The sequence below is a fragment of the Micromonospora sp. WMMD967 genome, assembly GCF_029626165.1.
GTDB lineage: Bacteria > Actinomycetota > Actinomycetes > Mycobacteriales > Micromonosporaceae > Micromonospora > Micromonospora taraxaci.
The window spans coordinates 5101547-5125076 of record NZ_JARUBK010000001.1; the positions used below are offsets into that span (position 1 = coordinate 5101547).

22 protein-coding genes and 1 pseudogene are annotated in these 23530 nt (G+C 73.1%); 6 read left to right on the forward strand and 17 right to left on the reverse strand.

All coding sequences use genetic code 11. The features are described 5' to 3' along the window. The 5 genes from O7631_RS23135 to O7631_RS23155 all read right to left on the reverse strand — a co-directional run bounded on the left by O7631_RS23135 (nucleotide 1) and on the right by O7631_RS23155 (nucleotide 5998). On the reverse strand, nucleotides 1–1329 hold the full coding sequence (locus O7631_RS23135) for a PLP-dependent aminotransferase family protein (protein WP_278146139.1): 1329 nt from the start codon (nucleotides 1327–1329) through the stop codon (nucleotides 1–3). Further along, on the reverse strand, nucleotides 1326–2426 hold the full coding sequence (locus tag O7631_RS23140; RefSeq protein ID WP_278146140.1) for an alpha-hydroxy acid oxidase: 1101 nt from the start codon (nucleotides 2424–2426) through the stop codon (nucleotides 1326–1328). The genes O7631_RS23135 and O7631_RS23140 overlap by 4 nt, the downstream gene beginning before the upstream one ends. Beyond that, a complete protein-coding gene (locus O7631_RS23145) occupies nucleotides 2419–3408 on the reverse strand; it encodes an alpha/beta hydrolase (protein ID WP_278146141.1) in 990 nt (329 codons plus the stop codon). Before O7631_RS23145 ends, O7631_RS23140 begins: the two co-directional genes overlap by 8 nt. A gap of 7 nt (nucleotides 3409–3415) precedes the next feature. Further along, entirely contained in the window at nucleotides 3416–4627 is a 1212-nt protein-coding gene (locus O7631_RS23150) for a cytochrome P450 (RefSeq protein WP_278146142.1), read from the reverse strand. 66 nt (nucleotides 4628–4693) lie between these two features. Next, nucleotides 4694–5998: an SGNH/GDSL hydrolase family protein gene (locus tag O7631_RS23155; RefSeq protein WP_278146143.1), complete on the reverse strand. Its 1305-nt coding sequence runs from the start codon at nucleotides 5996–5998 to the stop codon at nucleotides 4694–4696. A 266-nt stretch (nucleotides 5999–6264) separates the two neighbouring features. Here O7631_RS23155 and O7631_RS23160 point away from each other — a divergent pair, with 266 nt between their 5' ends. The 6 genes from O7631_RS23160 to O7631_RS23185 all read left to right on the forward strand — a co-directional run bounded on the left by O7631_RS23160 (nucleotide 6265) and on the right by O7631_RS23185 (nucleotide 12198). Next, nucleotides 6265–7821: an AMP-binding protein gene (locus O7631_RS23160; RefSeq protein ID WP_278146144.1), complete on the forward strand. Its 1557-nt coding sequence runs from the start codon at nucleotides 6265–6267 to the stop codon at nucleotides 7819–7821. Then, nucleotides 7818–9032, forward strand: coding sequence for an MFS transporter (locus O7631_RS23165; protein ID WP_278146145.1), 1215 nt, complete (start codon nucleotides 7818–7820; stop codon nucleotides 9030–9032). Before O7631_RS23160 ends, O7631_RS23165 begins: the two co-directional genes overlap by 4 nt. A gap of 48 nt (nucleotides 9033–9080) precedes the next feature. After that, nucleotides 9081–9980: an aminoglycoside phosphotransferase family protein gene (locus tag O7631_RS23170; RefSeq protein ID WP_278146146.1), complete on the forward strand. Its 900-nt coding sequence runs from the start codon at nucleotides 9081–9083 to the stop codon at nucleotides 9978–9980. A gap of 17 nt (nucleotides 9981–9997) precedes the next feature. Beyond that, nucleotides 9998–10402 carry an MmcQ/YjbR family DNA-binding protein gene (locus tag O7631_RS23175; protein ID WP_278146147.1) on the forward strand — a complete coding sequence of 135 codons (405 nt, stop codon included), beginning with the start codon at nucleotides 9998–10000 and terminating at the stop codon, nucleotides 10400–10402. 118 nt (nucleotides 10403–10520) lie between these two features. Then, the gene (locus O7631_RS23180) at nucleotides 10521–11459 is read left to right on the forward strand and encodes a sialidase family protein (RefSeq protein WP_278146148.1); all 939 of its coding nucleotides are present in this window, start codon (nucleotides 10521–10523) and stop codon (nucleotides 11457–11459) included. A gap of 46 nt (nucleotides 11460–11505) precedes the next feature. Then, nucleotides 11506–12198, forward strand: a complete 693-nt coding sequence (locus O7631_RS23185; protein ID WP_278146149.1) for an SGNH/GDSL hydrolase family protein — start codon at nucleotides 11506–11508, stop codon at nucleotides 12196–12198. Nucleotides 12199–12269: 71 nt separating this feature from the next. Here O7631_RS23185 and O7631_RS23190 read toward each other — a convergent pair whose 3' ends face one another. The 12 genes and pseudogenes from O7631_RS23190 to O7631_RS23245 all read right to left on the reverse strand — a co-directional run. Next, nucleotides 12270–13628 carry a hypothetical protein gene (locus O7631_RS23190; RefSeq protein WP_278146150.1) on the reverse strand — a complete coding sequence of 453 codons (1359 nt, stop codon included), beginning with the start codon at nucleotides 13626–13628 and terminating at the stop codon, nucleotides 12270–12272. Next, the gene (locus O7631_RS23195; RefSeq protein ID WP_278146151.1) at nucleotides 13628–14593 is read right to left on the reverse strand and encodes a transketolase C-terminal domain-containing protein; all 966 of its coding nucleotides are present in this window, start codon (nucleotides 14591–14593) and stop codon (nucleotides 13628–13630) included. Before O7631_RS23195 ends, O7631_RS23190 begins: the two co-directional genes overlap by 1 nt. Before the next feature lies 1 nt (nucleotide 14594). Then, on the reverse strand, nucleotides 14595–15566 hold the full coding sequence (locus tag O7631_RS23200) for a thiamine pyrophosphate-dependent dehydrogenase E1 component subunit alpha (protein ID WP_278146152.1): 972 nt from the start codon (nucleotides 15564–15566) through the stop codon (nucleotides 14595–14597). Further along, the gene (locus O7631_RS23205) at nucleotides 15563–16354 is read right to left on the reverse strand and encodes a DUF3050 domain-containing protein (RefSeq protein ID WP_278146153.1); all 792 of its coding nucleotides are present in this window, start codon (nucleotides 16352–16354) and stop codon (nucleotides 15563–15565) included. The genes O7631_RS23200 and O7631_RS23205 overlap by 4 nt, the downstream gene beginning before the upstream one ends. Before the next feature lies 1 nt (nucleotide 16355). Further along, nucleotides 16356–17267, reverse strand: a complete 912-nt coding sequence (locus O7631_RS23210) for a phytanoyl-CoA dioxygenase family protein (protein ID WP_278146154.1) — start codon at nucleotides 17265–17267, stop codon at nucleotides 16356–16358. Further along, on the reverse strand, nucleotides 17264–18355 hold the full coding sequence (gene hppD, locus O7631_RS23215) for a 4-hydroxyphenylpyruvate dioxygenase (RefSeq protein ID WP_278146155.1): 1092 nt from the start codon (nucleotides 18353–18355) through the stop codon (nucleotides 17264–17266). The genes O7631_RS23210 and hppD overlap by 4 nt, the downstream gene beginning before the upstream one ends. Before the next feature lie 74 nt (nucleotides 18356–18429). Continuing rightward, nucleotides 18430–19668, reverse strand: coding sequence for a beta-ketoacyl-[acyl-carrier-protein] synthase family protein (locus O7631_RS23220; protein WP_278146157.1), 1239 nt, complete (start codon nucleotides 19666–19668; stop codon nucleotides 18430–18432). Beyond that, the gene (locus tag O7631_RS23225) at nucleotides 19665–21281 is read right to left on the reverse strand and encodes a class I adenylate-forming enzyme family protein (protein ID WP_278146158.1); all 1617 of its coding nucleotides are present in this window, start codon (nucleotides 21279–21281) and stop codon (nucleotides 19665–19667) included. Before O7631_RS23225 ends, O7631_RS23220 begins: the two co-directional genes overlap by 4 nt. Further along, the gene (locus O7631_RS23230; RefSeq protein WP_278146159.1) at nucleotides 21278–21769 is read right to left on the reverse strand and encodes a beta-ketoacyl synthase chain length factor; all 492 of its coding nucleotides are present in this window, start codon (nucleotides 21767–21769) and stop codon (nucleotides 21278–21280) included. Before O7631_RS23230 ends, O7631_RS23225 begins: the two co-directional genes overlap by 4 nt. Nucleotides 21770–21843: 74 nt before the next feature. Further along, nucleotides 21844–22950, reverse strand: coding sequence for a beta-ketoacyl synthase N-terminal-like domain-containing protein (locus O7631_RS23235; RefSeq protein ID WP_278146160.1), 1107 nt, complete (start codon nucleotides 22948–22950; stop codon nucleotides 21844–21846). After that, entirely contained in the window at nucleotides 22943–23188 is a 246-nt protein-coding gene (locus O7631_RS23240; RefSeq protein WP_269679030.1) for an acyl carrier protein, read from the reverse strand. The genes O7631_RS23235 and O7631_RS23240 overlap by 8 nt, the downstream gene beginning before the upstream one ends. Before the next feature lie 95 nt (nucleotides 23189–23283). Then, nucleotides 23284–23526, reverse strand: a pseudogene (locus O7631_RS23245) (acyl carrier protein); the annotation flags it as partial. Nucleotides 23527–23530: the final 4 nt, after the last annotated feature.

Sequence of the window (23530 nt, forward strand, 5' to 3'; positions counted from 1 at the left end):
TCAACCCGTCCGGGCGGCCAGCTCGTCGGTGATCAGCGCCGCGAGGCGATCCAACCCGACGTCGATCTGCGCCGGCGTCACCGCGCTGACCGACAGCCGCAGCGCGCACACCGGCGCGGTGTCGTCGTAGAAGTGCGCCATCGGCGTCCACAGCACCCCGTAGTCACGCGCCGAGCGGTCCAGCAGCGCGTCGTCGACCGGGAACGGCACTGTCACCACCACGAAGAACCCGCCGCCCGGCACCGTCCAGCGCACCGCCGCCGGGCCGTCCGTCCCGGCCGGGAAGCGTCGGCGCAGCCCGGTCACCAGGTGGCGCAGATTCCTTGTGTACGCGGAGCGCTCCCGCGTGTTCGCCGGCACCAGGCTGCACCCGTTCTCCAGCAACCGGCCACCGATCACCGCCTGCGCGATCGGTGAGGTGTTCACAGTGACCATGCTCTTGATCATGGCGAGCTGGTCCGCGAGCGGGCCGACCCGGCCGTCCGGGCCGGCCACCCGCTGGTCGGCGACCACGTAACCGACCCGCGCGCCGGGGAGCACGGTCTTGGCGAACGAGCCGAGGTAGACGACCCGCCGCTCGGCGTCCAACGCCTTGAGGGTGGGCGGGCGCGGCCCGTCGTCGACGTGGAACAGCCCGTACGGGTTGTCCTCCAGCAGCAGCAGGTCCTCCTCGGCGGCGAGGGTGAGCAACCGCTGCCGGTCCGCCGCGGAGATGCTGACCCCGGACGGGTTGGCGAAGTCCGGCATCACGTAACAGGCGCGCGGCCGCAGCCCCGCCGCCCGGGCCCGCCGTGCCTGCGCCGACAGGTCGGCCAGGTCCACCCCGGACGGACCGCCGGCGACCGGCCACACCGGCAGGTCCACCAGGCGGGCCGCCCCGGTCAGGCCGACGTAGGTCGGTGCGACGGCAAGCAGCACGTCCGTCGGCCCGCTCCGCAGCGCCCGCAACACCAGGAACATCGCCTCCTGGCAGCCGACGGTCACCACGACGGCCTCCGGGTCGACGGTGATGCCCTCGTCGACGGCGAGGTTGCGGGCGACCAGGTGGTGCACGATGCCCTTGGTCCGGCCGTACTGCAACAGCAGCCGCCGCGCCCGTTCGGGCGGGTGACCCAGGTCGTCGGTGAGGTGCCGGTGGAACGTGTCGAGGTGCCGGTGCACCGCCGCGACGTCGAAGAACTCCTCGTACGGTCGTCCGGCCGCGAGGGACACCGCCGCCGGGTAGCGCTCGGACACCTCGTTGAGGAAGTTCATCGAGGTCAGCGCCGGGTCGCCCAGCGCGGGGTGCAGGTCGGCGGCGGTCAGGTCGACCGGCTCGGTGGCGGTCACGCGCCGAGTGTCCGCAGCTCGGCCGCCGCCGCCGGGTCGGCGCAACCGGCCAGGGTGAGCGCGTCGGTCAGCTCGGCGGCGAGCAGCGCCAACGCGTCCCGCGCGCCACGTTCGCCGCCGACGGCCAGCGCCCAGAGCAACGGCCGGCCCAGCAGCACCCCGGAGGCGCCCAACGCGAGCGCCCGCAGGACGTCGGTGCCGCTGCGGATGCCACTGTCCAAAAGCACCTGACACCTGTCACCGACCGCGTCGACGACCTCCGGCAGCATGGTCACGCTGGCCGGCGCGCCGTCGAGCTGCCGGCCGCCGTGGTTGGACACGACCACCGCGTCCGCGCCGATCCGGACCGCCTCGATCGCGTCCCGGGGGTCCAGCACCCCCTTCACCACCAGCGGCAGGTCGACCCGCTCGCGCAGCCACGCCAGATCCGCCCAGCGCAGCGCCGGCGCGAACGAGGCGGCGGTGTGCGCGGCGATCGCGGACACCCCGGGGGCGCCGGAGTGCGCGAGGGCGTCGCGACCGTCGGGCAGGTTCGCGGCCACCACGTCGTCCGGCAGCCGGAACGCGTTGCGCAGGTCACGGGGACGCCGACCGAGCACCGGGACGTCCACGGTGACCACCAGGGCCCGGCACCCGGCCGCGACGACCCGGGCCAGCAGGTCGCCGACGAGGGCCCGGTCGCGCAGCCAGTAGAGCTGGAACCACACGTCCGCGCCGACGGCGGTGACCTGTTCGACGGGTGTGCTGCTCAACGTGCTCGCCAGGTACGGGATGCCGGCCGCGCCGGCCGCCGAGGCGAGGCCCCGCTCCCCGTCCGGGTGCACCAGCCGCTGGTACGCCATCGGCGCCACCCCTACCGGCATGGCGTACGGGCGGCCGAGCAGTCGGGTGCAGAGGTCGACGGTGTGCACCCCGCGCAGCACCCGGGGCAGGACGGCGACCCGGTCCAGCGCGTCCCGGTTGGCGGCGACCGTCACCTCGGCGGCGCTGCCGCCGTCGACGTAGTCCCACACGTCCGGCGGCAGCACCGTCCGGGCCCGCTCGGCGTAGTCGGCGAGCGACACGGCGGACAGGTCGGTCAGCAGCGGCTCACCCACCGCGTACCGCCGTGCCGGCCGGGGTCTGCGCCACCTCGTCGGGGGCGGACGGCAGCCCGAACCGTTCCCGCAGGAACGCCGCCGCGCCGGCCTGCGCCCGCCGACCGTCGGTGAAGACGCCCGGCATGGCGAAGAAGCCGTGGATCATCCCCGGGTAGTGCGCCAAGCGGGTGGGCACGCCGGCGGCGTCCAGTCGCTCGGCGTACCGCTGCCCCTCGGCGCAGAGCGGGTCCAACTCGGCGGTGACCACCAGCGCCGGGGGCAGGCCGGTCAGGTCGTCGGCGAGCAACGGTGACGCGAGAGGATCCCGGGCCTGCGCCGGGTCGGCCAGGTAGTGCGTCCGGTACCAGGCCACCGACCGGCTGTTGAACAGCGTCGGATCGTCGTCCTCACCGGGGCCGGCCGGCTCGCCGCTCTGGTCGGTGTTCGGGTAGACCAGCAGTTGCGCGGCGAGGGAGGGCCCGTCGCCACGGCAGAGCAGGGTGACCGCGGCGGCCAGGTTCCCGCCCGCGCTGTCCCCGCCCACCGCCAGCCGGTCCGGGTCCACGCCCAGCAGCTCGGCGTGCTCGGCGACCCAGCGGGTGGCCGCGTGACAGTCGTGCACCGCCGCCGGGAAGGGGTGCTCCGGGGCGAGCCGGTACCCGACGGTGATCACCTGGCAGGGCACCGTGTTGGCCAGCCGCCGGCAGATGCCGTCGGCGGTGTCGATGCTGCCGAGCGTCCAGCCGCCGCCGAAGAAGTACAGCAGCGTGGGCAGCGGATTCGACCCGGCCGGCCGGTACACCCGCAGCGGCAGCTCACCGGCCGGGCCGGGGATGCGCTCGTCGCGTACCTCGGCCACCGGCTCGACCACCCCGCTGCCGGCGCGGATCGCGGCCAGGTCCGCGGCGCGGGCCTCGGCGAGGGTCTGCGTGTACAGCGGCGGGGTGCCGGCCGCGGCGCGGGCCGCCCGGTACGCCGCCACCTCCGGGTGCACTGCCATGTCGCTCCTATCCGCCGGTGCTGACGAGCAGCTTGTCGATGCCACGCAGGAACAGGCTGCCGCTGTACGTGGGCGTCTCGGTGACCGTCAGGCCCGGGAAGCGGGCGAATAGGCGGGGCAGCGCGAGACGCCCCTCCAGGCGGGACACCGCCGCGCCGAGACAGAAGTGCAGCCCCACCCCGAAGGCCAGCGACGGCGGACCGGGCCGGGTCGGGTCGAAGACGTCCGGCTCGGGGAAGCGTGCCGGATCCCGGTTGGCCGCACCGATGATGATCAGCACGTTGTCGTCCCGGGCCACCGGCACGCCGGCCAGTTCCGTGTCGGCCGGCGCGGCCCGGGCCAGGAAGTGCACCGGGCTCTGCAGCCGCAGCACCTCGTCGACGCAGCCCTGGCTCAGTTTCTCGTCGGCGGGCAGCGCGGCGACCGTCTCCGGGTGGGCCAGCAGCAGCGGCAGACCATTGCTGAACATGTAGACGGTGGTGACGAAACTGGCGTTGAACAGCACGATCAGGTTGCTGATCAACTCGTCCTCGGTCAGCTCCACCTCGCCCGAGTCGAGGGCCTCCACCAGCCCGCTGAGCAGGTCGTCACCGGGCGTTCTGCGGCGGTGCGCCAACAGCTCCCGGTAGAAGACCCGCAGTTCCTCGGCCGCCGTGTTGGCGGCGGCCAGCCGCTGCGGCGTCTTCCCGGCGACGTCGAGGAACTCGTCGATCCAGTCCACCCGTTCGCGGTACCACGCCAACTGCCCCGCCGGGATGCCGATGAACTCGGCCATCACCAACGCCGGGATCGGGTACGCGAAGTCCGCCACGAAGTCGACCACGCTGTTCCCGGCGTCGGCCATCCGGTCCAGCAGATCGTCGACGACCCGCACGATCACCGGTTCCAGCGCGCCCAGCCGACGCGGGGTGAAGGTGCGGGAGAACACGTGTCGCATCCGCGTGTGGTCGGGCGGGTTCACGAACATCATCGAGGTCTGGAAGGTCCGCAGGATCTCCTGTTCCTGCCAGCCCGGTGGTGGTTGTTTGGTCCACTCCGGATCGCGCAACATCTCGTCGATCACGTCGTAGCCGACCGCCACCGCCGCCACCGTCCGGTGCTCGGCGCGGGGCGGCACCGCGCTGACCGGACCGAGCCGGTGCAGCTCGGCGTACCACGGATAGGGATTTTGTCGGCCCTCTTCGCTGTACAGGCCGGTGAGCAGTTCCTGCACCGTCACGACGTCTTCCTCCCCAGGATGTCGATGCCGGGGGCGGCGGGGATCGCCCGCCGCCCCCGACCGGTGTCACATGCCGAGCAGCCGCAGCGGCACGGCGTCGGCGAGGGCCTGGTTGCCGGCGTCGTTCGGGTGGATGTGATCTCCCGAGTCGTACGCGGGCAACAGCGCACTGGGCCGTGCCGGGTCGCGCAGCACCCGGTCGAAGTCGAGCAGCCCGTCGAACTCCCGGCTGCCCCGCAGGTACGTGTTGACCGCCTGGCGGGTGGCCTCCTTCTGCGCGGTCCACACGCCGGGCGCCCCGTGCCCCTCGTACGGGGTCAGCGTGGCCACCAGGCTGGTCAGTCCACGCTGCTGGACCTGCTGGTTGATCTGTCGAAGGGTGGCGATGATCGCCTCGGGTGAGTCGTTGGACATCCAGATGTCGTTGATGCCCAGGTGGGTGACGACGGTCCGCACACCGGTCTGGGGGAAGACGTCCTCGTTGAGCCGGGCCGCCGCGTTCGGGCCGAGCTGGTAGTAGCCGGGGTAGTTGCCGTCACCCGGCTCGGTGCCCTCGTGGTTGAGGCGGTTGCCGGCCAGGCTGAGGTTGAGCACACCGGGGGTACGCGCGTCCGGCCGGGCGGCGAGCAGCCGGTCGGACAGCAGGTCGGGCCAGCGCCGGTTGGCGTTGACGGTGCTGCCGTTGCCGTCACCGATGGAGTCGCTGAGCACCACCAGCGCGCCCGGGCTCGCCTTGCGTTGCACGTCGACGCCGGACAGGAAGAACCAGCAGCAGGTGGGCCGGGTGGTGAACCCGCTGCCCTCGGCGGCCCCGGTCAGGTCGCCCGCGCCGATGAAGTTGGCCTGCTGGGACTGCCCGTGGAAGGTGGTCGGGCCGGTCGGCGTCGGGAAGTGCAGGGTGACCACCAGGTCGCTGTCGTCCGCGACCGGGAACGCCAACGGATCGCTGAGCAGCTCGGCGCCCCGGTTCATGGTCGCCGAGGCGGCGCCGGTGAAGCTCAGCGGACGGAGCGAGGCCGGATCGATGTCGGACAGGTCGTCGGCGGTGGCGGTGTTGGGGCGGGCGACGGTGGCCCGGCCGACAACGACCGCCTGCTCGCCGTACAGGTTGCTCAGGCGGACCCGCAGTGCCGGGCCGCCCACCGAGACGTGCACGACCATCCGGACGCTCTGGTTGTTGAGGCCGGTGTTGGTCAGCCCGACCGAGTTTCCGCGGGTGACCGCTGTGGCCCAGCTACCCGCCCATTCGAGGCGGTCGGGCCGGCCGGCGGCGGTCCCGGACGGGCCGGCGCTGGCGACGACGGCGGGTGTTCCGGTGACCAGCAGCGCCGCCGCGGCGGCGACGACATGCCATCTCTTCGGGGTCGACATGGAACCTCCATCGTGTGGCAGCCCAGGGTCGTCCGAGGACGGCTCCCGCCCGGACGATGGTCCAGAAACCTAGCCGCCGCCGCTGACGGGCGTCAATCAACCTGATCGACGCGATCAAATGTCCGGCGGGCCCCGTCGGACCGCCCGTCGGCACGGTTCCGACCAGCCGTTACCGGCCTAGGCTCGCAGGCGGCGGGCCCACCGGAGCGCGCGCCGCCGTCGCGTCGTCACCGGGCGCGCCGCTGTCTGGAGAAGGGGGCTGCCGGATGACCGACACACCCGGGCACGCGACGACCTACGTGGACAGGGCGCTGGATCTCTTCGCCGGTTTCGGTGACCGGGAGGCGCTGGTCGGAGGGGGCCGTCGCCTCACCTACACCGAGGCGGCCGCGCTGGTGCGGTCGATGGCCGCAACGCTCGCCCGGCACGGCGTACGCCCGGGCGCGGCCGTGCTGGTGACCGTGGCGAACGCGGTCGAGGGTCCGCTGCTCCAGCTCGCGCTGCACCTGATCGGCTGCCGGACGATGTGGGTCGCGCCGGTCACGTCCCGTCGGGAGGTCGACGAGTTCATCCGTCTGGCCCGCCCGGACGCCCTGGTCTACGACGCCCGGGATCCGGCCAGCCTGGGCCCGGCCCTGGCCGCCGCGCTGCCCGGCACGCCGGTGTGCTGCCTGGGCGGGGGCGGCGCCGGCCCGGACCTCACCGCCGCCGAGGTGGCGCAGGTGCCGGCACCCGGGGCGGCGCCGGAATCGTTCCTGCAGACCAGCGGCACCACCGGCAGCCCCAAGCTGGTGCACCACCGGGAGAGTTTCTACGCCCAGATCCTCACCCTGGCCGCCGACTTCCGGGCCGCCGGGTTCCCGTTGCTGCGGCACCTGTCGCACTCACCGATGTGGCTGGCCAGCGGGCAGATCACCACCCTGTTCAACCTGTTCACCGGTGGGGTGCTGTTCCTGCGCGACGACTGGGACCCGGTGGCCTTCGTGGACACCGTCCAGCGGGAACGGATCAATTCCACCTTCGTCACCCCGCCGATGCTCTACGAGGTGCTGGACCACCCGGCACTGGTCGGCGCGGACTTCTCCGCGATGTTCATGTTCAACGTGGGCGCCGGGCCCGCAGCGCCCGCCCGGCTGCGCCAGGCCATCGCGCGGTTCGGCCCGGTGCTGCGCATCGTGTACGGCCTCAGCGAAGCGGTGGTGATCACCGCGCTGCCCGGGTTGACCGACGACCCGGAGCACCCGGAACGGCTGCGGTCCTGCGGCCGCCCCTACGGCGACGTGCGGATCGAGATCCGCGACGACGACGGCACGGTGCTGCCCACCGGGCACGACGGTGAGGTGTGGGTGCACACCCGGCTGAGCTTCGCCGGCTACCACGGCCAGCCGGAGCTGACCGCGCAGACGCTCGTCGACGGCTGGGTCCGCACCCGCGACATCGGTCACCTGGACGACGACGGCTACCTCTACCTCGTCGACCGGGCGCACGACATGATCGTCACGCACCGGCGGAACTGGGCGATCTTCTGCCGTCCGATCGAGGACGTGCTGGCCGGGCACCCCCAGGTACGCGCCGCCGCCGTCATCGGCGTACCGGACGACTCCGTCGGCGAGGTCCCGTACGCGTTCGTGGTGCTCGCACCGGACGCGACGGTGAGCGGGGCGGAGCTGATCGACCTGGTGACCGCGGAACTCAACGAGATGTGGGCGCCGGCCGGGGTCGAGGTCGTCGACCGGCTGCCGGTGAACCGGTCGGTGAAGGTGGACAAGCGGGCGTTACGCGAGCGGTACGCGGCGCGGCGGGCGGCGGCGGTCGGGACGTGACGCCCCGGCGGCAACTGGTCGTCCTGGTCGGCGCGGACCTCATCTCCAACCTGGGCACCCGCATCTCGGTGGTGACGATCCCGTGGCTGGTGCTGGTCAGCACCGGCAGCCCGACCAAGATGGGCCTGGTCGCGTTCGCCGAGACCTTGCCGTACCTGCTGTCCAGCGCGTTGGGCACGCCGTGGGCGGACCGGTTCGGCCTACGTCGTACGTCGATCCTCTGCGACGCGGGCAGCGCGGTGGCCATGGTGGTCGTCGCGCTGACCCCGTGGCTGGGCTTCGCGCCACTGGTGGCCCTGGTGGCGGTGGCCGGCGCGCTGCGCGGCATCGGGGACCGGGTGAAGCACGTGATGTTCCGACCGGTCGCCGAGGCCGCCGGGGTGCCGCTGATCCGGCTGACCTCGGCGTACGACGGGTTGAGCCGGGTGGTGACCCTGTTTGGCGCCGCGGTGGGCGGTGTGTTGATCGCCGCGTTCGGGGTGACCGAGGCGATCCTCATCGACGCGGCCACCTTCGGGGTCTGCGCGCTGCTGATCGGTGTCCTGGTGCGTCCGCCGGCCACCCCGTCGCCACCGGGCCCGCCGGAGAACTACCTTCGTGCGCTGCGCGCTGGGTTCGGCTACCTGGGCCGGGACCGGCCACTGCTCGGCATGCTGGTGGTCGTCTCGGCCCTGAACATGGTGGCCAACGCCAGTGTGGCCGTCTACATCCCGGTCTGGGTGGCCCGGGAACTGCACGGGCCGAGCGGGCTGGGCCTGGTGCTCGCGGCGTTCTCGGCGGGAGCGCTGTTGGGCAACGTGGTGTTCACCGCGCTCGGGCCGAGACTGCCCCGTCGGTTGACGTTCCTGGTCGGTGCGCTGATCGCCGGCACACCCCGGCTGGTCGCCCTGGCGGTCAGCGACGACCTGCCGGTGGTGCTCGTGGTGACCTTCCTGTCCGGGATCGGCATCGCGGCGGTCAACCCACTGCTCGGGGTGGCACTCTACGAACGGGTACCGGCGGAGCTCCAGACCCGGGTGATCGGCATCGCCGGGTCCCTGGCCTTCGTCGGGTTGCCGGTGGGCGCGCTGCTCGGCGGCTGGTCCGTGGACGCGCTCGACCTCACCCCGGCACTGCTGCTCATGGCCGCGTTCTGCCTGCTGGTCACCGTGTCTCCCCTGCTGGCCCGGACGACCACGCCGTCGCGTCCCGCCCCCGCCACCACGCCGTAGAGCGCAAATCGGTTGCGGCCTGTGACCGACGCCCGCAGGCTCGGGCGAATGAGCGCACAGCCTGGCACGGGCGTATCGGACATCAGCACCGACCTGGTGCGTCAGCTGGTCGCCGACCAGTTCCCCCGGTGGGCGCACCTGCCGGTCCGGCCGGTCGAGGTCGGCGGCTGGGACAACCGCACCTTCCACCTGGGCGACGCGATGACAGTGCGGCTGCCCAGCGACGAGGGGTACGTCCTCCAGGTCGCCAAGGAACAGCGGTGCCTGCCAATGCTCGGGGCGCGGCTGCCGCTGGAGATCCCCACCCCGCTGGCCCACGGTCGACCCGGTTCCGGCTACCCGTACCCGTGGTCGGTGTACGGCTGGATCGACGGGCAGACCGCCCGCCCCGACCGGATCGACGACCTGACCCGCTTCGCCACGGACCTCGCGGCCTTCCTGCGCGCCCTTCGTGCCGTCGACATCGACGGCGGCCCGGCCGCCGGCCCGCACAGCGCCTGGCGGGGAGGCCCGCTGTCCACCTACGACGCCGAGACCCGGGCCGCGATCGAGGCGCACCGGGACCGGTTGCCCGTCGACACGGTGACCGGCATGTGGCAGGCCGCCCTCGACGCCACCTGGGCCGGGCCGCCGGTGTGGTTCCACGGCGACATCGCGCACGGCAACCTGCTGGTCCGCGACGGCCGGCTCGCCGCCGTCATCGACTTCGGCTGCTGCGGCGTCGGCGACCCCGCCTGCGACACGGTGATCGCCTGGACCCTGCTGGGCGGCGCCAGCCGGGCCGCCTTCCGCGACGCGCTCGGCGTGGACGACGCCACCTGGGCCCGTGGGCGTGGCTGGGCGCTGTGGAAGGCGTTGATTATGCTGGACGACCCGGATCCGGAGCGGGCCGGCGGGGCCCGGCACGTCCTCGGCGAACTGCTCTCCGGGCACAGCGTGTCGCACTGAGCCCGTACGGTGTGGCCATGCCCGGTTGGGAGGACGTACGCCGCATCGCGCTCGCGTTGCCGGAGACCACCGAAAGCCCGTCCTACGACGGGCTGCCCTCCTGGCGCGTTCGGGACAAGATGTTCGTCTGGGAGCGACCGCTGCGGCGCGCGGACCTCGACGCCCTCGGCGACGCCGCCCCCGACGGCCCTCTCCTCGGCGTCCGGGTGATCGATCTCGGCGTCAAGGAGGCCCTGCTCGCCGACGACCCGTCGATCTACCTCAGCACTCCGCACCTCGACGGTTACCCGGCGGTGCTGGTGCAGCTCGACCGGATCAGCCTGGCCGAGCTGACCGAGGTGGTCACCGAGGCGTGGTATGCCCGCGCCCCGAAACGTCTCGCCGCCGCCCACCGCGCCAACCAGGGGCTCACCGGCGGCTAGCCGACAGGGGCCTCCGCCGCACCCGACCGGTGTTCGTCGGGTGTTCGGTTGGTGGCCGCGCGGGCGTCGGTCGGGCCGGTTACCGTCGGCGCTCTCCCCGATCCAGGAGGCCGCGCGCATGACGTCGTCACCCGTCCGCCGCACCAGCGCCGAGGTCGCCGCTGTCCGCCGGATCGGCGACAGCGCGCCGCACAGCGCGTTCACCGACCTCGTCCGGTACGCCGAGAACTGGTTCTGCGCCTTCCGGGAGGCGCGGACCCACCTGAGCGACGACGGCGTGATCCGGGTGCTGACGTCGACCGACGGGCGATCGTGGACGTCCGCCGCCGTCCTGCGGCAGGTCGGCGTCGACCTACGGGACCCGCGCTTCGTCACCCGGCCGGACGGTCGACTGCAACTGCTGGCGGCGGCGGCCACCGGTGCGACCACCAAGACGTTCCAGACGGTGATCTGGCACTCCGGCGACGGGCGCGCCTGGGGCGAGCCGGTCCCGGTGGGGGAACCGGGTGTCTGGGTGTGGCGGGCGGCCTGGCACGACGGCGCGATGTACGGCGTCGGCTACGCCACCCGGGAGCCGAGGTTCGCCCGGCTCTACCGCAGCACCGACGGCGTCGACCTCCAGCCGTGGGTGCCGGTGCTGGTCGAGGGCGGGTACCCCAACGAGTCGGGGCTCGTCGTCGCCCCGGACGGCACCGCCTTCTGCCTGCTGCGCCGCGACGGGGCCGAAGCCACCGCGCTACTCGGTCGGGCACTGCCCCCGTACCGGGACTGGAGGTGGACCGACCTGGGCACCCAGGTGGGCGGGCCGGCGTTGCTGCGGCTGCCCGACGGGCGTCTGCTGGCCGGGGTACGGCTGCACGACGGCGAGGTCCGTAGCGCGATCTGCGCCGTCGACCCCGACCGGGGCGAGCTGACCGAGCTGGTGGTGTTGCCCTCCGGCGGTGACACCAGCTATCCCGGACTGGTCTGGCAGGACGACCTGTTGTGGGTCAGCTACTACTCCTCCCACGAGGGACGGACCTGCGTGTACCTCGCCGAGGTTCGGATAACGGATTGAGCGCGGGCCGCTGTGCACCCCCGGAGCACTCGATTAGCCTGCCGGCATGGCATCGACGCTGGCCGAATCGACGGATCCGTACTGCCTGCGGGAGGGCGAGAGCGCGGCACTGCTGAGCGGGCACGGGTGGCGCCGCTTCGTCGTGCTCGGCGACAGCGTCGCCGAGGGCAGTTGCGAACCCACCCCGGGTTACTCCGACCAGCAGTGGGCCGATCGGATCGCCGCCGAGCTGGACGCTGCCCGTCCGGGTCTGGCGTACCTCAATCTCGGCCGCAGCGGGCTGCGCGCGCACGAGGTCCGGGCGACCCAGTTGGCCCCGGCTCTGGCGTTCGGTCCGGACCTGGCGCTCGTGGTGTGCGGCGGCAACGACGCCTTCCGGTCCCGGTACGACGCGGACAGCGTCGACGGGGAACTGACCGAGATGATCGTCGCCCTCCAGCAGGCCGGCGCGGACGTGATCACGGTGGGCATGTTCGACGTCTCGTACAGTCCGGCGGTGCCGGAGGCGGCGCGGCCCGGTCTGCGGGAGCGGATGCGCCGCCTGTCCGCGCACACCGCGCGACTAGCCGAGCGCCTAAGCACCCTGCACGTGCACCTCACCGATCACCCGCTGACGGCCGACCCAACCCTCTACAGCACCGACGGCCGGCACGGCAGCGGCCGCAGCGACGCCATAGCGACGGCCGAAACCCTCCGCGCCCTCTCCGCCCACCTCCGCCCGACTCCCCTCTCCCGGTGATCATGAGGTTGGCGGGGCCAGGAGCAGCCCAGAGCCCCGCTAACCTCATGATCACCGGGAGAGGGCGGGGTTCAGTCGGTCAGGAGGACTCCGGTCAGGAGGACGCCGTGGGCCAGGTTGAGGACGCCGTCGCAGCCGGGGTAGCCGACTCGCGCCAGGCCGCCGGACGCCGTTCGGCCGAACAGGTACGGGGCCAGGGAGTACGGGACGTCTGCCGTCACCGTCTCGCCCGTCTCGATCTGCACGAAGTCCATCGGCACCCGGTCGGTCGGCAGGTACTCCTGGAGGATCGCGCCGCCCTGCTCGACGGCGGCCCGGACGCCGGCCGCCCACTCCGTCGGGCTCAACTCCGGGCCGAGCAACACGCCGTGCCCGGCCGAGCCGTCGGCGGGTTTGGCCACCAAGGTCGCCTGTTCGGCGACGGCCCGGTCGAGCACCTCGGCGGTCAACGGCACGGTGTACGGCACGTGCCGCCGGATCAGCGTCTGGTCGTCGGCGGGTAGCCCGTCCACGTCCTCCCACAACCAGGCGAACGTGGTCTTGTTGCCGAGCAGCCAGGCCGCCGCGGACACGAACATCGGCAGGGTGCCCGCCGCGAGAGCGCCGGCAACCGCGTCGAGGCCGGCGGTCGGGGTGACCCGGTTGGGCACGAACAACCGGAACAACGCGTCGACCGGCCCACCACCGACGACCAGGCGGTTGTCGGCGTCCACAGTGGCCGTGGAGAGGGGCGCGATGACCAGGTCGATGCCGAAGTCCCGGGCCCGGACGGCGAGCGGGTCGAGGATCCGGATGAACGTCTCCGGGTCGTCCAGGCCGGGGTAGTCCGCGTCGAAGTCCATCAGCAGCGCCAGCCGGGCACCGTCGGGCAGCCGAAGTTCCTCCCGGATCGCCACGAACCGCTGGTCCAGCAGGGACGGCGCGGCCCGCGCCGGCAGGCCGTCGAGGATGCCCTGCTCCTCGTACAGGCGCGCGTAGCGCTGGATGACGGTGTCGGCGTCGAACCCGCCGCCGAGGCTGCTGTCGATGTTGTACTCGACGAACTTCGGCACCCCGTCGGCGAAGACCACGTCCGGGCGGTACGCGGCCAGCAGCGCCTCGGTCAGCGGCTCCGACTCGTCCAGCAGGCGGGTCTCGCCCGCCGGTACGCCGAGCAGTCGACGCAGCTCACCGGCGGTGTCCGCCCGACGGCGGCAGGCGTCGAGGATGAGCTGGGCGAGCCGGTCGCAGACCTCGTTCAGCTCCCGCCACGCGTCGGCGGCCAGCACCGGGGGACGGGCCAGCCGCCACTGCTTGTTGTAGGTGGCCCGGCCGTGGAAGACCTGCTCCCAGGCCGCCGCCCCACTGGCCACCATGGCCCGCCGGGCCGGCTCCGGCAGCTCGGCCCACGCTCGGTCGGCCGCCGGCCACACGTAGTTCGGGTCGATCATCATGCGTCCTTCATCGTCAGGTGGATGGCGGTGGCGAGCTGGTCCCGGCCGGGCTGCACGGCCCGGTCCAGGGCCGGCGCGAACGGCAACACCGCGCCGTCCGGTCGGGTGACCCGGCGCGGCGGGGCGAGCAGTCGCACCCGCTCCAGCACCGAGGTGATGATCTCGGCGGCCATCCCGCAGGACCGGTTGCCGTCGTCGACCACGACGAGGCGTCCGGTGCGGGCCACCGACTCGGTGAGACCGTCGATGTCGAACGGGTACAGGGTGCGCGGGTCGAACACCTCCACCGAGACCTGGCCGGCCAGCTCGTCGGCGACCGCTAGCGCGTCGTGCACCAGGTGCCCGATCGCGACCACCGTCACGTCGCAGCCGTTGCGGTGGATCCGCCCCCGGCCCAGCGGCACCGGCGACAGGTCGTCGACGTCGTCGCGTAGGTCCATCGCGCCGGCGGGCGCGAACACCACCACCGGGTCGTCGTGCCGGATCGCGGTGACCAGCAGCCCGTACGCGTCGGCCGGGGTGGCCGGGACGACAGTGACGACGCCGACGTGCGCGAAGAGGCTGTACGGGTGGTCGGAGTGCTGCCCGGCCCAGCCGGTCCGCGACCCGGAGCCGGGCACCAGGTAGGTGACCGGCACCGCGCACTGCCCACCGGTCATCAGCGGGAATTTGTGCGCGTGGTTGACGATCTGCTCGAAGACCAGGAACAGCAGCGACGGGATCTGGAACTCGATCACCGGCCGCAGCCCGGCCAGCGCCGCCCCGGTGGCGAAGCTGGTGAACGCCTGCTCGGACAACGGGGTGTCGCGGACCCGGTCGACGCCGAACCGCTTGGCCAGGCCGGTGGTCACCATCGACGCCCCGACCTGGACGTCCTCGCCGAGCAGGAACACCGCCTCGTCGCGGGCCAACTCGTCGGCGAGGGCCCGGGTCAACGCCCGCCGGTACGACAGTCGGGGCACCTCAACCACCTCCGGAGCGGGCGGTCAGGCCGCTGGCGTACAGGTAGGCCATCGCGTCGGCCGGGTCGGGGTGCGGGCTGGCCAGGGCGAAGTCCACCGCCGCGTCGAGCGTCGCCTCGACCTCGGCGTCCACTGCCGCCCGGTCGGCGTCGGAGAGCCGGGAACCCTGGATGTCCACCGGGTCCCGGGCCCGACCGCGGGTCACCTCGTCGGGCGTGCGGTAGTCGAGGCGTACCGCGTGTTCGAAGGTGTGGTGGACGTCGAAGCGGTAGGTGCGGGCCTCGATCAGCTCGGGGCCGCCGCCGGCGCGCATCCGGTCGACGGCGGCGCAGGCGGCGGCGCGTACCGTCTCCGGGTCCTGGCCGTCGACCACGACGGCCGGGATGCCGAACGCGGCGGCCCGGTCGGCGATGCTGCCGGCCACCGCGCCGGCGACCGGCATGGTGGTGGCGTAGCCGTTGTTCTCGCAGACGAACAGCACCGGCACCCGCCACAACGCGGCCAGGTTGAACGCCTCCAGCAGCATGCCCTCGTTGACGGCGCCGTCGCCGAAGAAGCTCACCCCCACGGTGTCGCGGCCGCGGCGGCGGTGCGCCCACACGGCGCCGGTGATGATCGCCCCGGACGCGCCGACGATCGCGTTCGCGCCGAGCACGCCAATGCTCAGGTCGGCGGCGTGCATCGACCCGCCCCGGCCGGCGTTGAGGCCGGTGACCCGGCCGCACAGCTCGGCGAGCATCCGGGCCGGGTCCGCGCCCCGGGCCAGCACGTGCCCGTGGCCGCGGTGGGTGCCGGCGAGCACGTCGTCGGCGCCCAGGGCGGCGCAGACGCCGGCGGCGATCCCCTCCTGACCGAGGTACGGGTGGATGCCGCCGACGATCTGCCCGCCGTGGACCAGCTCCACCGCCCGTTCCTCGAACCGGCGGATCAGCCGGACCGTGCGGTAGAGCCGGACCGGGTCGGCGTCGGTCACGCCGGGCCCTTGATGGCGGCGAGGATGTCGTCCCAGAGGCGGGCCCGGGCGGCGAGCGCGGTGTTGACAGTGTCGGCGCACTCCTGCCACTTGGTGTCGTCGTCGCCGCACAGGTCGGCGAGCATCTGCATGGCCATCGGGGTGTGCTGCTCGCCGTCGACCTCGATGTGCCGTTCCAGGTAGTCGACGAACGTGTGCAGCCGGTTGCTGACCTCGTTGACCGAGACGACCTGGGTGAACATGTCCGGGATCAGGTCCTCCCGGCCGAACGCGAACGCCGCCGCCTGACAGTGCACCGGGGTCGACTCGATGATCTGCCAGGTGGTCGCGGCGAACCTCGCCGACGCGTCCGGCACCCCGGCCTCGGTGAGCGCGTCGCGCACCGGCCGGCCGGCGCGCAGCAGGTCGATCAGGGCATTGACGGCGGTGGTGTCCGCGCCGGCCTCGCCCATGCCCCGCACGTACAGCTCGAAGTGGCTGATGAAGCCGCCGCCCAGTTCGTCACTCTCCTCGACCATGACGATGTCGTTGATCAGGCGGCGGCTGCCGGTGGGCCCGGTCGGGATCCACGGCACGGTGACGCAGGTCAGCTGCCGCTGCAACGACTTCAGCAGCGACATGAAGTCCCACACCGCGAAGACGTGGTGCTCCATGAAGGTGACCAGCGCCTCGTGGGTGTCCAGGTTGGCGTAGAGGGGGTGCTTGACCACGGCGTCGCGCCGGTCGGTCACCGCCCGCTCCAACCGTTCGATGCCCGGGTGCGTCTTACCCCAGTCGTACCGTGACATGTCAGCCTCCCTGTGGGGCGCGGTGGCGCCAGATGACCGGGCAGTAATCGGGGTCGGCGTAGTCCGGTCGCCCCTCGTGGGTGCGGCGGACCAGCACGTCGTGGTTGTACGCGGCGAGCGTGCCGTCGGAGAGCTGATACTCCCGCCAGGCGTTGTCGCCGTCCTGCAGGTGCAGCGAGATCGCCTGCCGGGGGCGACCGCTGACGTTGGGGCCGCTGCCGTGGTAGGTGCGGCAGTGGTGGAAGCTCACGTGCCCCTTGGGGATCACCATGGGGACCTTGCGGATCTCCGCGCCGTTGTACGCGGCGTTCTCCGCCAGCATCTCCTCCAGCTGGCTGCGGTCCCGGTCGGCGAAGTGCCGCACCACTGTGTCGTCCGCGCCGATCTCCGTCCACCGGTGCGAACCGTCGACCATCGTGATGGTGCCCATCTCCTCCCCGCAGTCGTGGAACGGGATGAAGGCGGTGAGCATCTTCTCCGACGACGAGGACGCCCAGTAGTGCTTGTCGAAGTGCCAGGGCACGATGTTGGTCGGCTCACCGTCGATCGGCGGTTTGTAGATCAGCGTGGACTGGAAGACGCGGATCTCGTCGGCCTCGGCGAGCCGGGCGGCGACCGCGCCGATCAGCGGCTTGCGCAGGATCGCGCCGAGGCCGTCGTGTTCGTGGTGGACGTAGTCGTTGTGCCGCTGCACCGGCCCCTTCGACGGGTCCCAGTAGGCCAGCTTCGGTGGTCGTACCGGCAGCCGCCGGTCCCGCTCACCGTCGTAGTAGCGCTGAGTGGCGGCGGCGAGGGCGTCCACCTCGTCGTCGGTGAACAGCTTCTTCGACAGGTACCAGCCGTGCTCGGCGTAGTGGCGCACGTCCTCGTCGGAGGGCAGCAGCGCCTGCTCCTCGTCGGTGAGCGCGGTCATGCGCCCACCCCCTGCGGGGTGGCCGCCACAGTGGCGAGTTCCCGTTCCTTGGCCTCGTAGAGCGCCTTGATGTTGCCGCTGCCGAAGCCCCGGGCGCCGCGCCTCTCGATCAGCTCCAGGAACAGCGTGCGACGCACGTGCATCGACTCGGCGAAGATCTGCAACAGTTGGCCGTCGTGGTCGGAGTCGACGAGGACGCCCAACTCACGCAGCCGGTCCAGCGGGGCGTCCACCCGACCGACCCGGGCTTCGAGGGAGTCGTAGTAGCTGCCCGGGGTGCCCGCGAAGCGCACCCCGCGCCGGCCCAGCGCCTCGACGGCGGTGAGGATGTCGTCGGTGCGCAGGCCCAGGTGCTGCACTCCCCCACCGGCGTGCTGGTCGAGGAACGCGTCGATCTGCCCCGGACGCCGGGCCCGGTCCGGTTCCAGCAGCACCACGGTCACCCGGCCGGATCCGCTCTGCACCACCTTCGAGTTCATGCCCTGCCCGTCGACCTCGATGTGCTCCTCGAAGATCTGCGCGAAGTCGAACAGCGACTCGAAGTGCCGCACCGTGTCGTCGAGCTGGCCGGGTGGCACGCAGACCGCCAGGTGGTCGATCTCGGCGAGCACCGGCGGATGCTCCTGCGCCGACGAGGGCGTCGGTGTGATGGCCCCGGGCAGGAAGTCGGCCCGGTCCCCACGGCGCTGCACCAACCGGTGCCGCACGTCGGCGAAACCGTCCACCTCGGCGAACACCACCTCGGCGTCCGCTCCGGTGCGGGTGGTCGGCGGCGTCACCCCGGTCGCGCCGCGAGCCACCAGCTCGGCGTACGCGGACGCCACGTCGTCGACCTCGACGCCGACGACGGCGATGCCGTCACCGTGGCGCTGCACGTACCGTGCCGCCGGATGCTCGGCGCTCAGCCCGGAGGTGAGCAGCAACCTGATGTCGCCGTGGCAGAGCAGCAGTGAGCGCTGCCCCTCCAGCCCGGTCTCCGGGCCACCCTGGCCGCAGATGTCGAAGCCGACGGCGGTGCTGAAGTAGAAGGCCGCCTGCCGGGCGTCCCCCACGTAGAGTTCGATGTGGTCGATACCACGGATGTCCATGTCCCCTGAAACCCCTCCCACACAATTCCCCCCGTACTGCCGTCCGGGCGTGCCCGCCCGGGATGCCGCGTCGATCACCTCCTCGGCTCGGCGACACGCGCGAGCAGCAGGCTCACGTTCTGACCGCCGAACCCGAACGAGTTCGTCACCGCGTACTCCGGGTCGGCCTTGCGGGGCGTGCCACGGATGTGGTCCGCCGGGCAGGCCGGGTCCGGGTCGTCGAGGTGGTACGTCGGCGGCAGCAGCCCCCGGCCGAGCGCCAACGCGGTGGCCGCCGTCTCCAGGACACCGGACGCGCCGAGCAGGTGCCCGGTGAGCGCCTTGGTGGAGCTGACCGGCACGCCGTCGACACCGAAGACGTCCGCGAGGGCGGTGGTCTCCGCGATGTCGCCGCGCTTCGTGGCGGTGCCGTGCGCGTTGACGTAACCGACGGCCGCCGCCGGCACACCGGAGCTGCGCAGCGCCCGGCGGATGCAGGCGGCCGCGCCGGCGCCGTCCGGGCGGGGCGCGGTCGGGTGGTACGCGTCGGTGGTCGCCCCGAAGCCGGCCACCTCGGCGTACCCGGTCACCCCGCGCGCGGCGGCGTGCTCGGCGTTCTCCAGGACCAGCAGCGCGGCGCCCTCGGCCAGCACGAAACCGCTGCGGGAGGTGTCGAACGGCCGGCTGGCGCGGGCCGGGTCGGCACCGGCGCGGGCCAGGGCCCGCGCGTTGCCGAAGGTGTCCGCGAAGGTTGGGAAGAGCGGCGCCTCACTGGCCCCGCAGACCACCACGTCGGCCTCCCCGGTCGCGATCAGCCGGACCGCGTCGGCGACCGCCTGCGCACCCGAGGCGCAGGCGGTGCCGACCGACGAGCTGTAGCCCCGGATGCCGTGCGCGATGGCGATCCGCGCCGCCGGCATGTTCGGCAGGATCCCGGTGAGCAGGTACGGGCTGACGGCCGCCCGCCCCCGGGCGGCGCGGGCCAGCACCTGCGCCTCCAGCGTCGCCATCCCGCCGACCCCTCCGACGATCACGCCGATCCGCTCGGGGTCGACGTCGCGGCCCACCTCGATGCCGGCGTCGGCGAGCGCGTCGGCGGCGGCGAGCAGGGCGAGCACCACGATCCGGTCCAGCACCCGGGTCTCCGGCCCGGAGGTGACGGTGCGCGGGTCGATGTCGGGCAGCAGACCGGCGACGTCCAGTGACTGCGCCGCCGGGTGCCCGTCGGGCGGGCGGGTCAGCCCGGAACGCCCGGTGGTCAGCGCCTCGAAGGTCTCCTCGACACCCCGCCCGACCGGGGTGAACAGACCCATCCCGGTGATCAGGGCACTCACGAGACAGCCTCGGTGAGGTAGCGCTCCCGCAGGACCACCTTGCGGACCTTGCCGGTCACGGTGACCGGGATGTCGGCGGAACGCACCGGCACGACCCGACGCAACGTACCGCCGACGTCCGGGCCGAGGGCCGCGCGGACCCGCTCGGTGCGGTCCTCGGCCTCGTCGGCGCCGGCGGCCAACTCCAGCAACACGTCGGTGACCACCTGGCCGGCCTCGGCGACGATCACCACGGTGCAGTCGGTGACGTCCGGGCAGGCGGCGAGGATCCGCTCCTCGCTCAACGCGGTGTAGAGGCGTCGCCCGTCACCGGTCTCCACCGAGTCCACCGCCCGGTCCAGGTGGTAGTAACGGCCGTCGGCGTCGGCGCGCACCAGGTCGCCGGTCAGATACCAGCCGCGCTGCCGGAACCGGTACGTGGTGGCCGAGTCGTTCCAGTAGCCACGGAACAGCGACGGCGAGTCGATGCCGAGGAAACCCACCTCACCTGTCGGCACCGGTTCACCGTCGGCGTCGAGCACCGCGACGGTGGCGAACCGGTACGGGCGACCGATGCAGCGGCCGTACCGGTCGGTGTCGGCGCGGTGGGTGATGTGGAACATCGAGTGCCCCATCTCGCTGGAGCCCAGCCCGTCGATGAAGACCGAACCGGGCACCTTCGCCACCCCGTCGCGGGTGACGGTGTCGTGCCAGCCGACTGCGACGAGGCGACGGATGTGCGGCTCGTGCGAGGCGTCCCCGGTGTTGAACCACAGCCGCACCGAGTCCAGGTCGTACCCGGACAGGTCGAAGCGGGCCAGCTCGGCCCAGGTGACCGAGAAGCCGAACACCCCGTCCGGGCGCCACCGTTGGATGGCGTCGAGCACCCGCGCACCGTCCTGTTCGGACAGCAGCAGCATCTCCGCGGAGTTGCCCAATGCCTGGTTGACCATCAACACCGTCGCGGTGTGCGGGGCGGGCAACGCGTTGAGGATCCGGTGGGTGCCCTGCGCCTGGGGCATGCTGAGCAGGTGCCGCGTGGCGGCGAAGAGGCTGGCGTGCGAGTGCAGCACCGCCTTGGGCACCCCGGTCGTCCCGGAGGTGTGGGTGATCACGATCGGGTCGTCCGGGTGGTGCCGGTAGTGCGCCGGGGCGGCGGACGGGTCGCCGGTGCCGGCCTGCGCGGGGGTGCCGAGCAGCGGTACGCCGAGGTCGTGCCCGGCCAGCAGCGCGGTGTGCTCGTCGTCGGCGAGCACACCGACGCCCCGCAGCCGGCGGATGTACTCGGCGGCGATCTCCGGGCGGAGCTTGCCGTTCATCAGCGCCGGAATGGCGCCGAGCCGGGCCAGCGCCAGGTAGCTGAGCACCATGTCGGCGGCGGCGGTGGCCCAGACGGCGACCGGGTCACGGGGGCGTACCCCGCGCTCGTGCAGCCAGGCGGCGCGGGCGGCGACCCGCTCGTCGAGCCGCCCCAGCGTGAGCGGTGTCTCGGCCGGGTGCCCGTCGACGGCGGTGTCGAACGTCAGCCCGGGTCCCTCCGGGTCGGCGCCGTGCGCCAACACCCGGGCGAGGACGTTGCCCGCGCCCACCTCGGGATCGGCGGCCACGGCAGCGCGTAGTCCTCGTTTCCTCATGGTCGTCCCTCTCCCCCCAGCAGTACCGCGACCGCCTCGGTGGGCGCGTCGGGTGCCTGTTCGATCAGGATCAGCAACACCTCGTCGGCGTCGCCGTCGTCGCGTATCAGGTCCGCCTCGGCGACGCCGTCGGCGTACGGGTCACCGGTCGGGCTCAGGCAGACCACCGGGCCGCGCAGGCCCCAGCGCGCCGCGACGTGCCCGGCGACGCTGTTGGGCACGGACTGGAAGAAGAACAGCGGCCCGATCCGTCCGCCGTCCTCGACGGTCGCCCGTACGTGCTCCGCGCTGACGCGGTCGCCACTGGCGCTGACCAGCACGACCCCGGTCCGCACCCCGACGGGCACCCCGGCCGCCCCGTACCGCCGCCGCAGGCACCGTTGCGCGACCGCCACCACCACGGGCGCGAACTGCGAGGACACGAACCCCGGGACTCCCGGCGCCGGCCCGTCGTCGCCGGCCTCCGGCCACCGTGCCCACGCCAACACGCCCGGCTCTGGTCCTGTCGTCGAACCGGCTTCCTGGGTGCGGAGGTCGGAGGATCGCTCGGACCCGAGGGCGGTCACGGCGCGCCGACCAGGAGTGCCGTGTTGGCGCCGCCGAACGCCGCGTTGAGTGTCAACGCGTGGGTGGCTGTCGTCCGGCGGGGCCGCTCGGTGATGACGTCCAGCGGGCAGGCCTCGTCCGGGGCCAGCCAACCGGCGTTGACCGGCAGGTCGCCGTCCCGGAGCGCGAACGCGGTGACCACGAGTTCGAGCAGCCCGGACGCCTCCAACGCGTGTCCGTGCACCGACTTGGTGGAGCTGACCGGCACGTGCGCCGCGTGGTCGCCGAGCGCCCGGTGCAGGGCGGCGGCCTCGGCGGCGTCGCTCTGTGGGGTGCCGGTGGCGTTGGCGTTCACATAGCCGACGGCCTGGGCTGGCAGACCGGCCCGGCGCAGCGCGGCGTCGACGGCACGGGCCAGCCCGGCGCCGGTCGGGTCCGGCTGGCACGGGTGGAAGGCGTCCCCGGCCCTCCCCCAGCCGGCGACGGTGGCCAGCGGTTCGGCCCCGTGCCGACGCCCGGCGCTGGACTCCAGCACCACCGCGGCCACCCCGTCACCGAGCAGCAACCCCCGCCGGTGGGCGCTGAACGGGCGGACCGTACCGTCGGCCGCGAGGGCTCGACCGGCGTCGAAGAGCGCGAACTGGTCGGGCTCCACCAGGTATCCGGCGGCGACCACCACCCGGTCGACGTCACCCCGGGCGATCAGTGCCGCCGCGTCGGCCACCGCCGTACTCGCCGACACACACGCGCTGGTGTAGACACGGGTGCGCCCGGACAGTCCACAACGGGCCGCGAGCTGGCCGGCGAGCGCGCCCGGGGCGGGGCTCGGACCCACCGGGCCGCCGTGCACCGCGAGCAGCAGGGCGCATCCGACCCGCTGCGCGGCGGTGAGGCCGGCCGCGTGGCAGGCCGCGTCGACGGCGGCGGTCAGTTCGTCGGGCAGCGCACCGACCTCGGGCAGGGTGGCCGCCACGGTGACCCGGCGGGCGGCGGTGTCGAAACGGCGTACCGCTCCGAACGCCGGCACACCGGCCAGCGCGCCGGCGAGCTGCGCCTCGGCACCCCGACCGAGGGCACTGACCGCGTGTACGCCGGTGAGCTGCGCGACGCGCGACTCAACCATCTGCGGGGGTCGTCAGCGACGCCCGGAACACCGCCAGGGCGTCGTCGACGGTACGGATTCCGGCCAGCTCGTCGTCGGTGAGGTCGAGCCGTCGGTCGTAACGCTGCTCGACGAGGTGCACCAGCCAGGCAAGCTCCATCGAGCCGACCCGGTCGGACACCTCGGCAGCCGGTTTCGCGGTGAGTTCGGCGAGCATGGTCAGCAGGTCAGCTCGCCCCAGGTCGGGCTGACCGCCCATCAGGCTTTGTCGCTCGTCGCCGCCGTGCCGGTCGTCGCCGCCGTCCCGCTCGCCGCCGCTGCCCCGCTCGCCGCCGCTGTGCCGCTCGTCGCCTGGGTGACGCGGTCGGCGACCATTGTGGTGAATTCCCCCACGGTCATCAGGGCCAACTGCTCCGACTCGTCGTCGGCGAACGTCACGCCGTAGCGGTCCTCGACCCGGACGGACAGGTCGGCCAGGGCGAGCGACTCCAGGTCGACGCCGGCGGGGCCGAGCGTGGTGTCGTCGTCGAGTCCCTCGACGTCGTAGTTCATGTCGGCGAGCTGCTCGACGACGAAGGCGCGGACCTCGGCTCTCATGGAT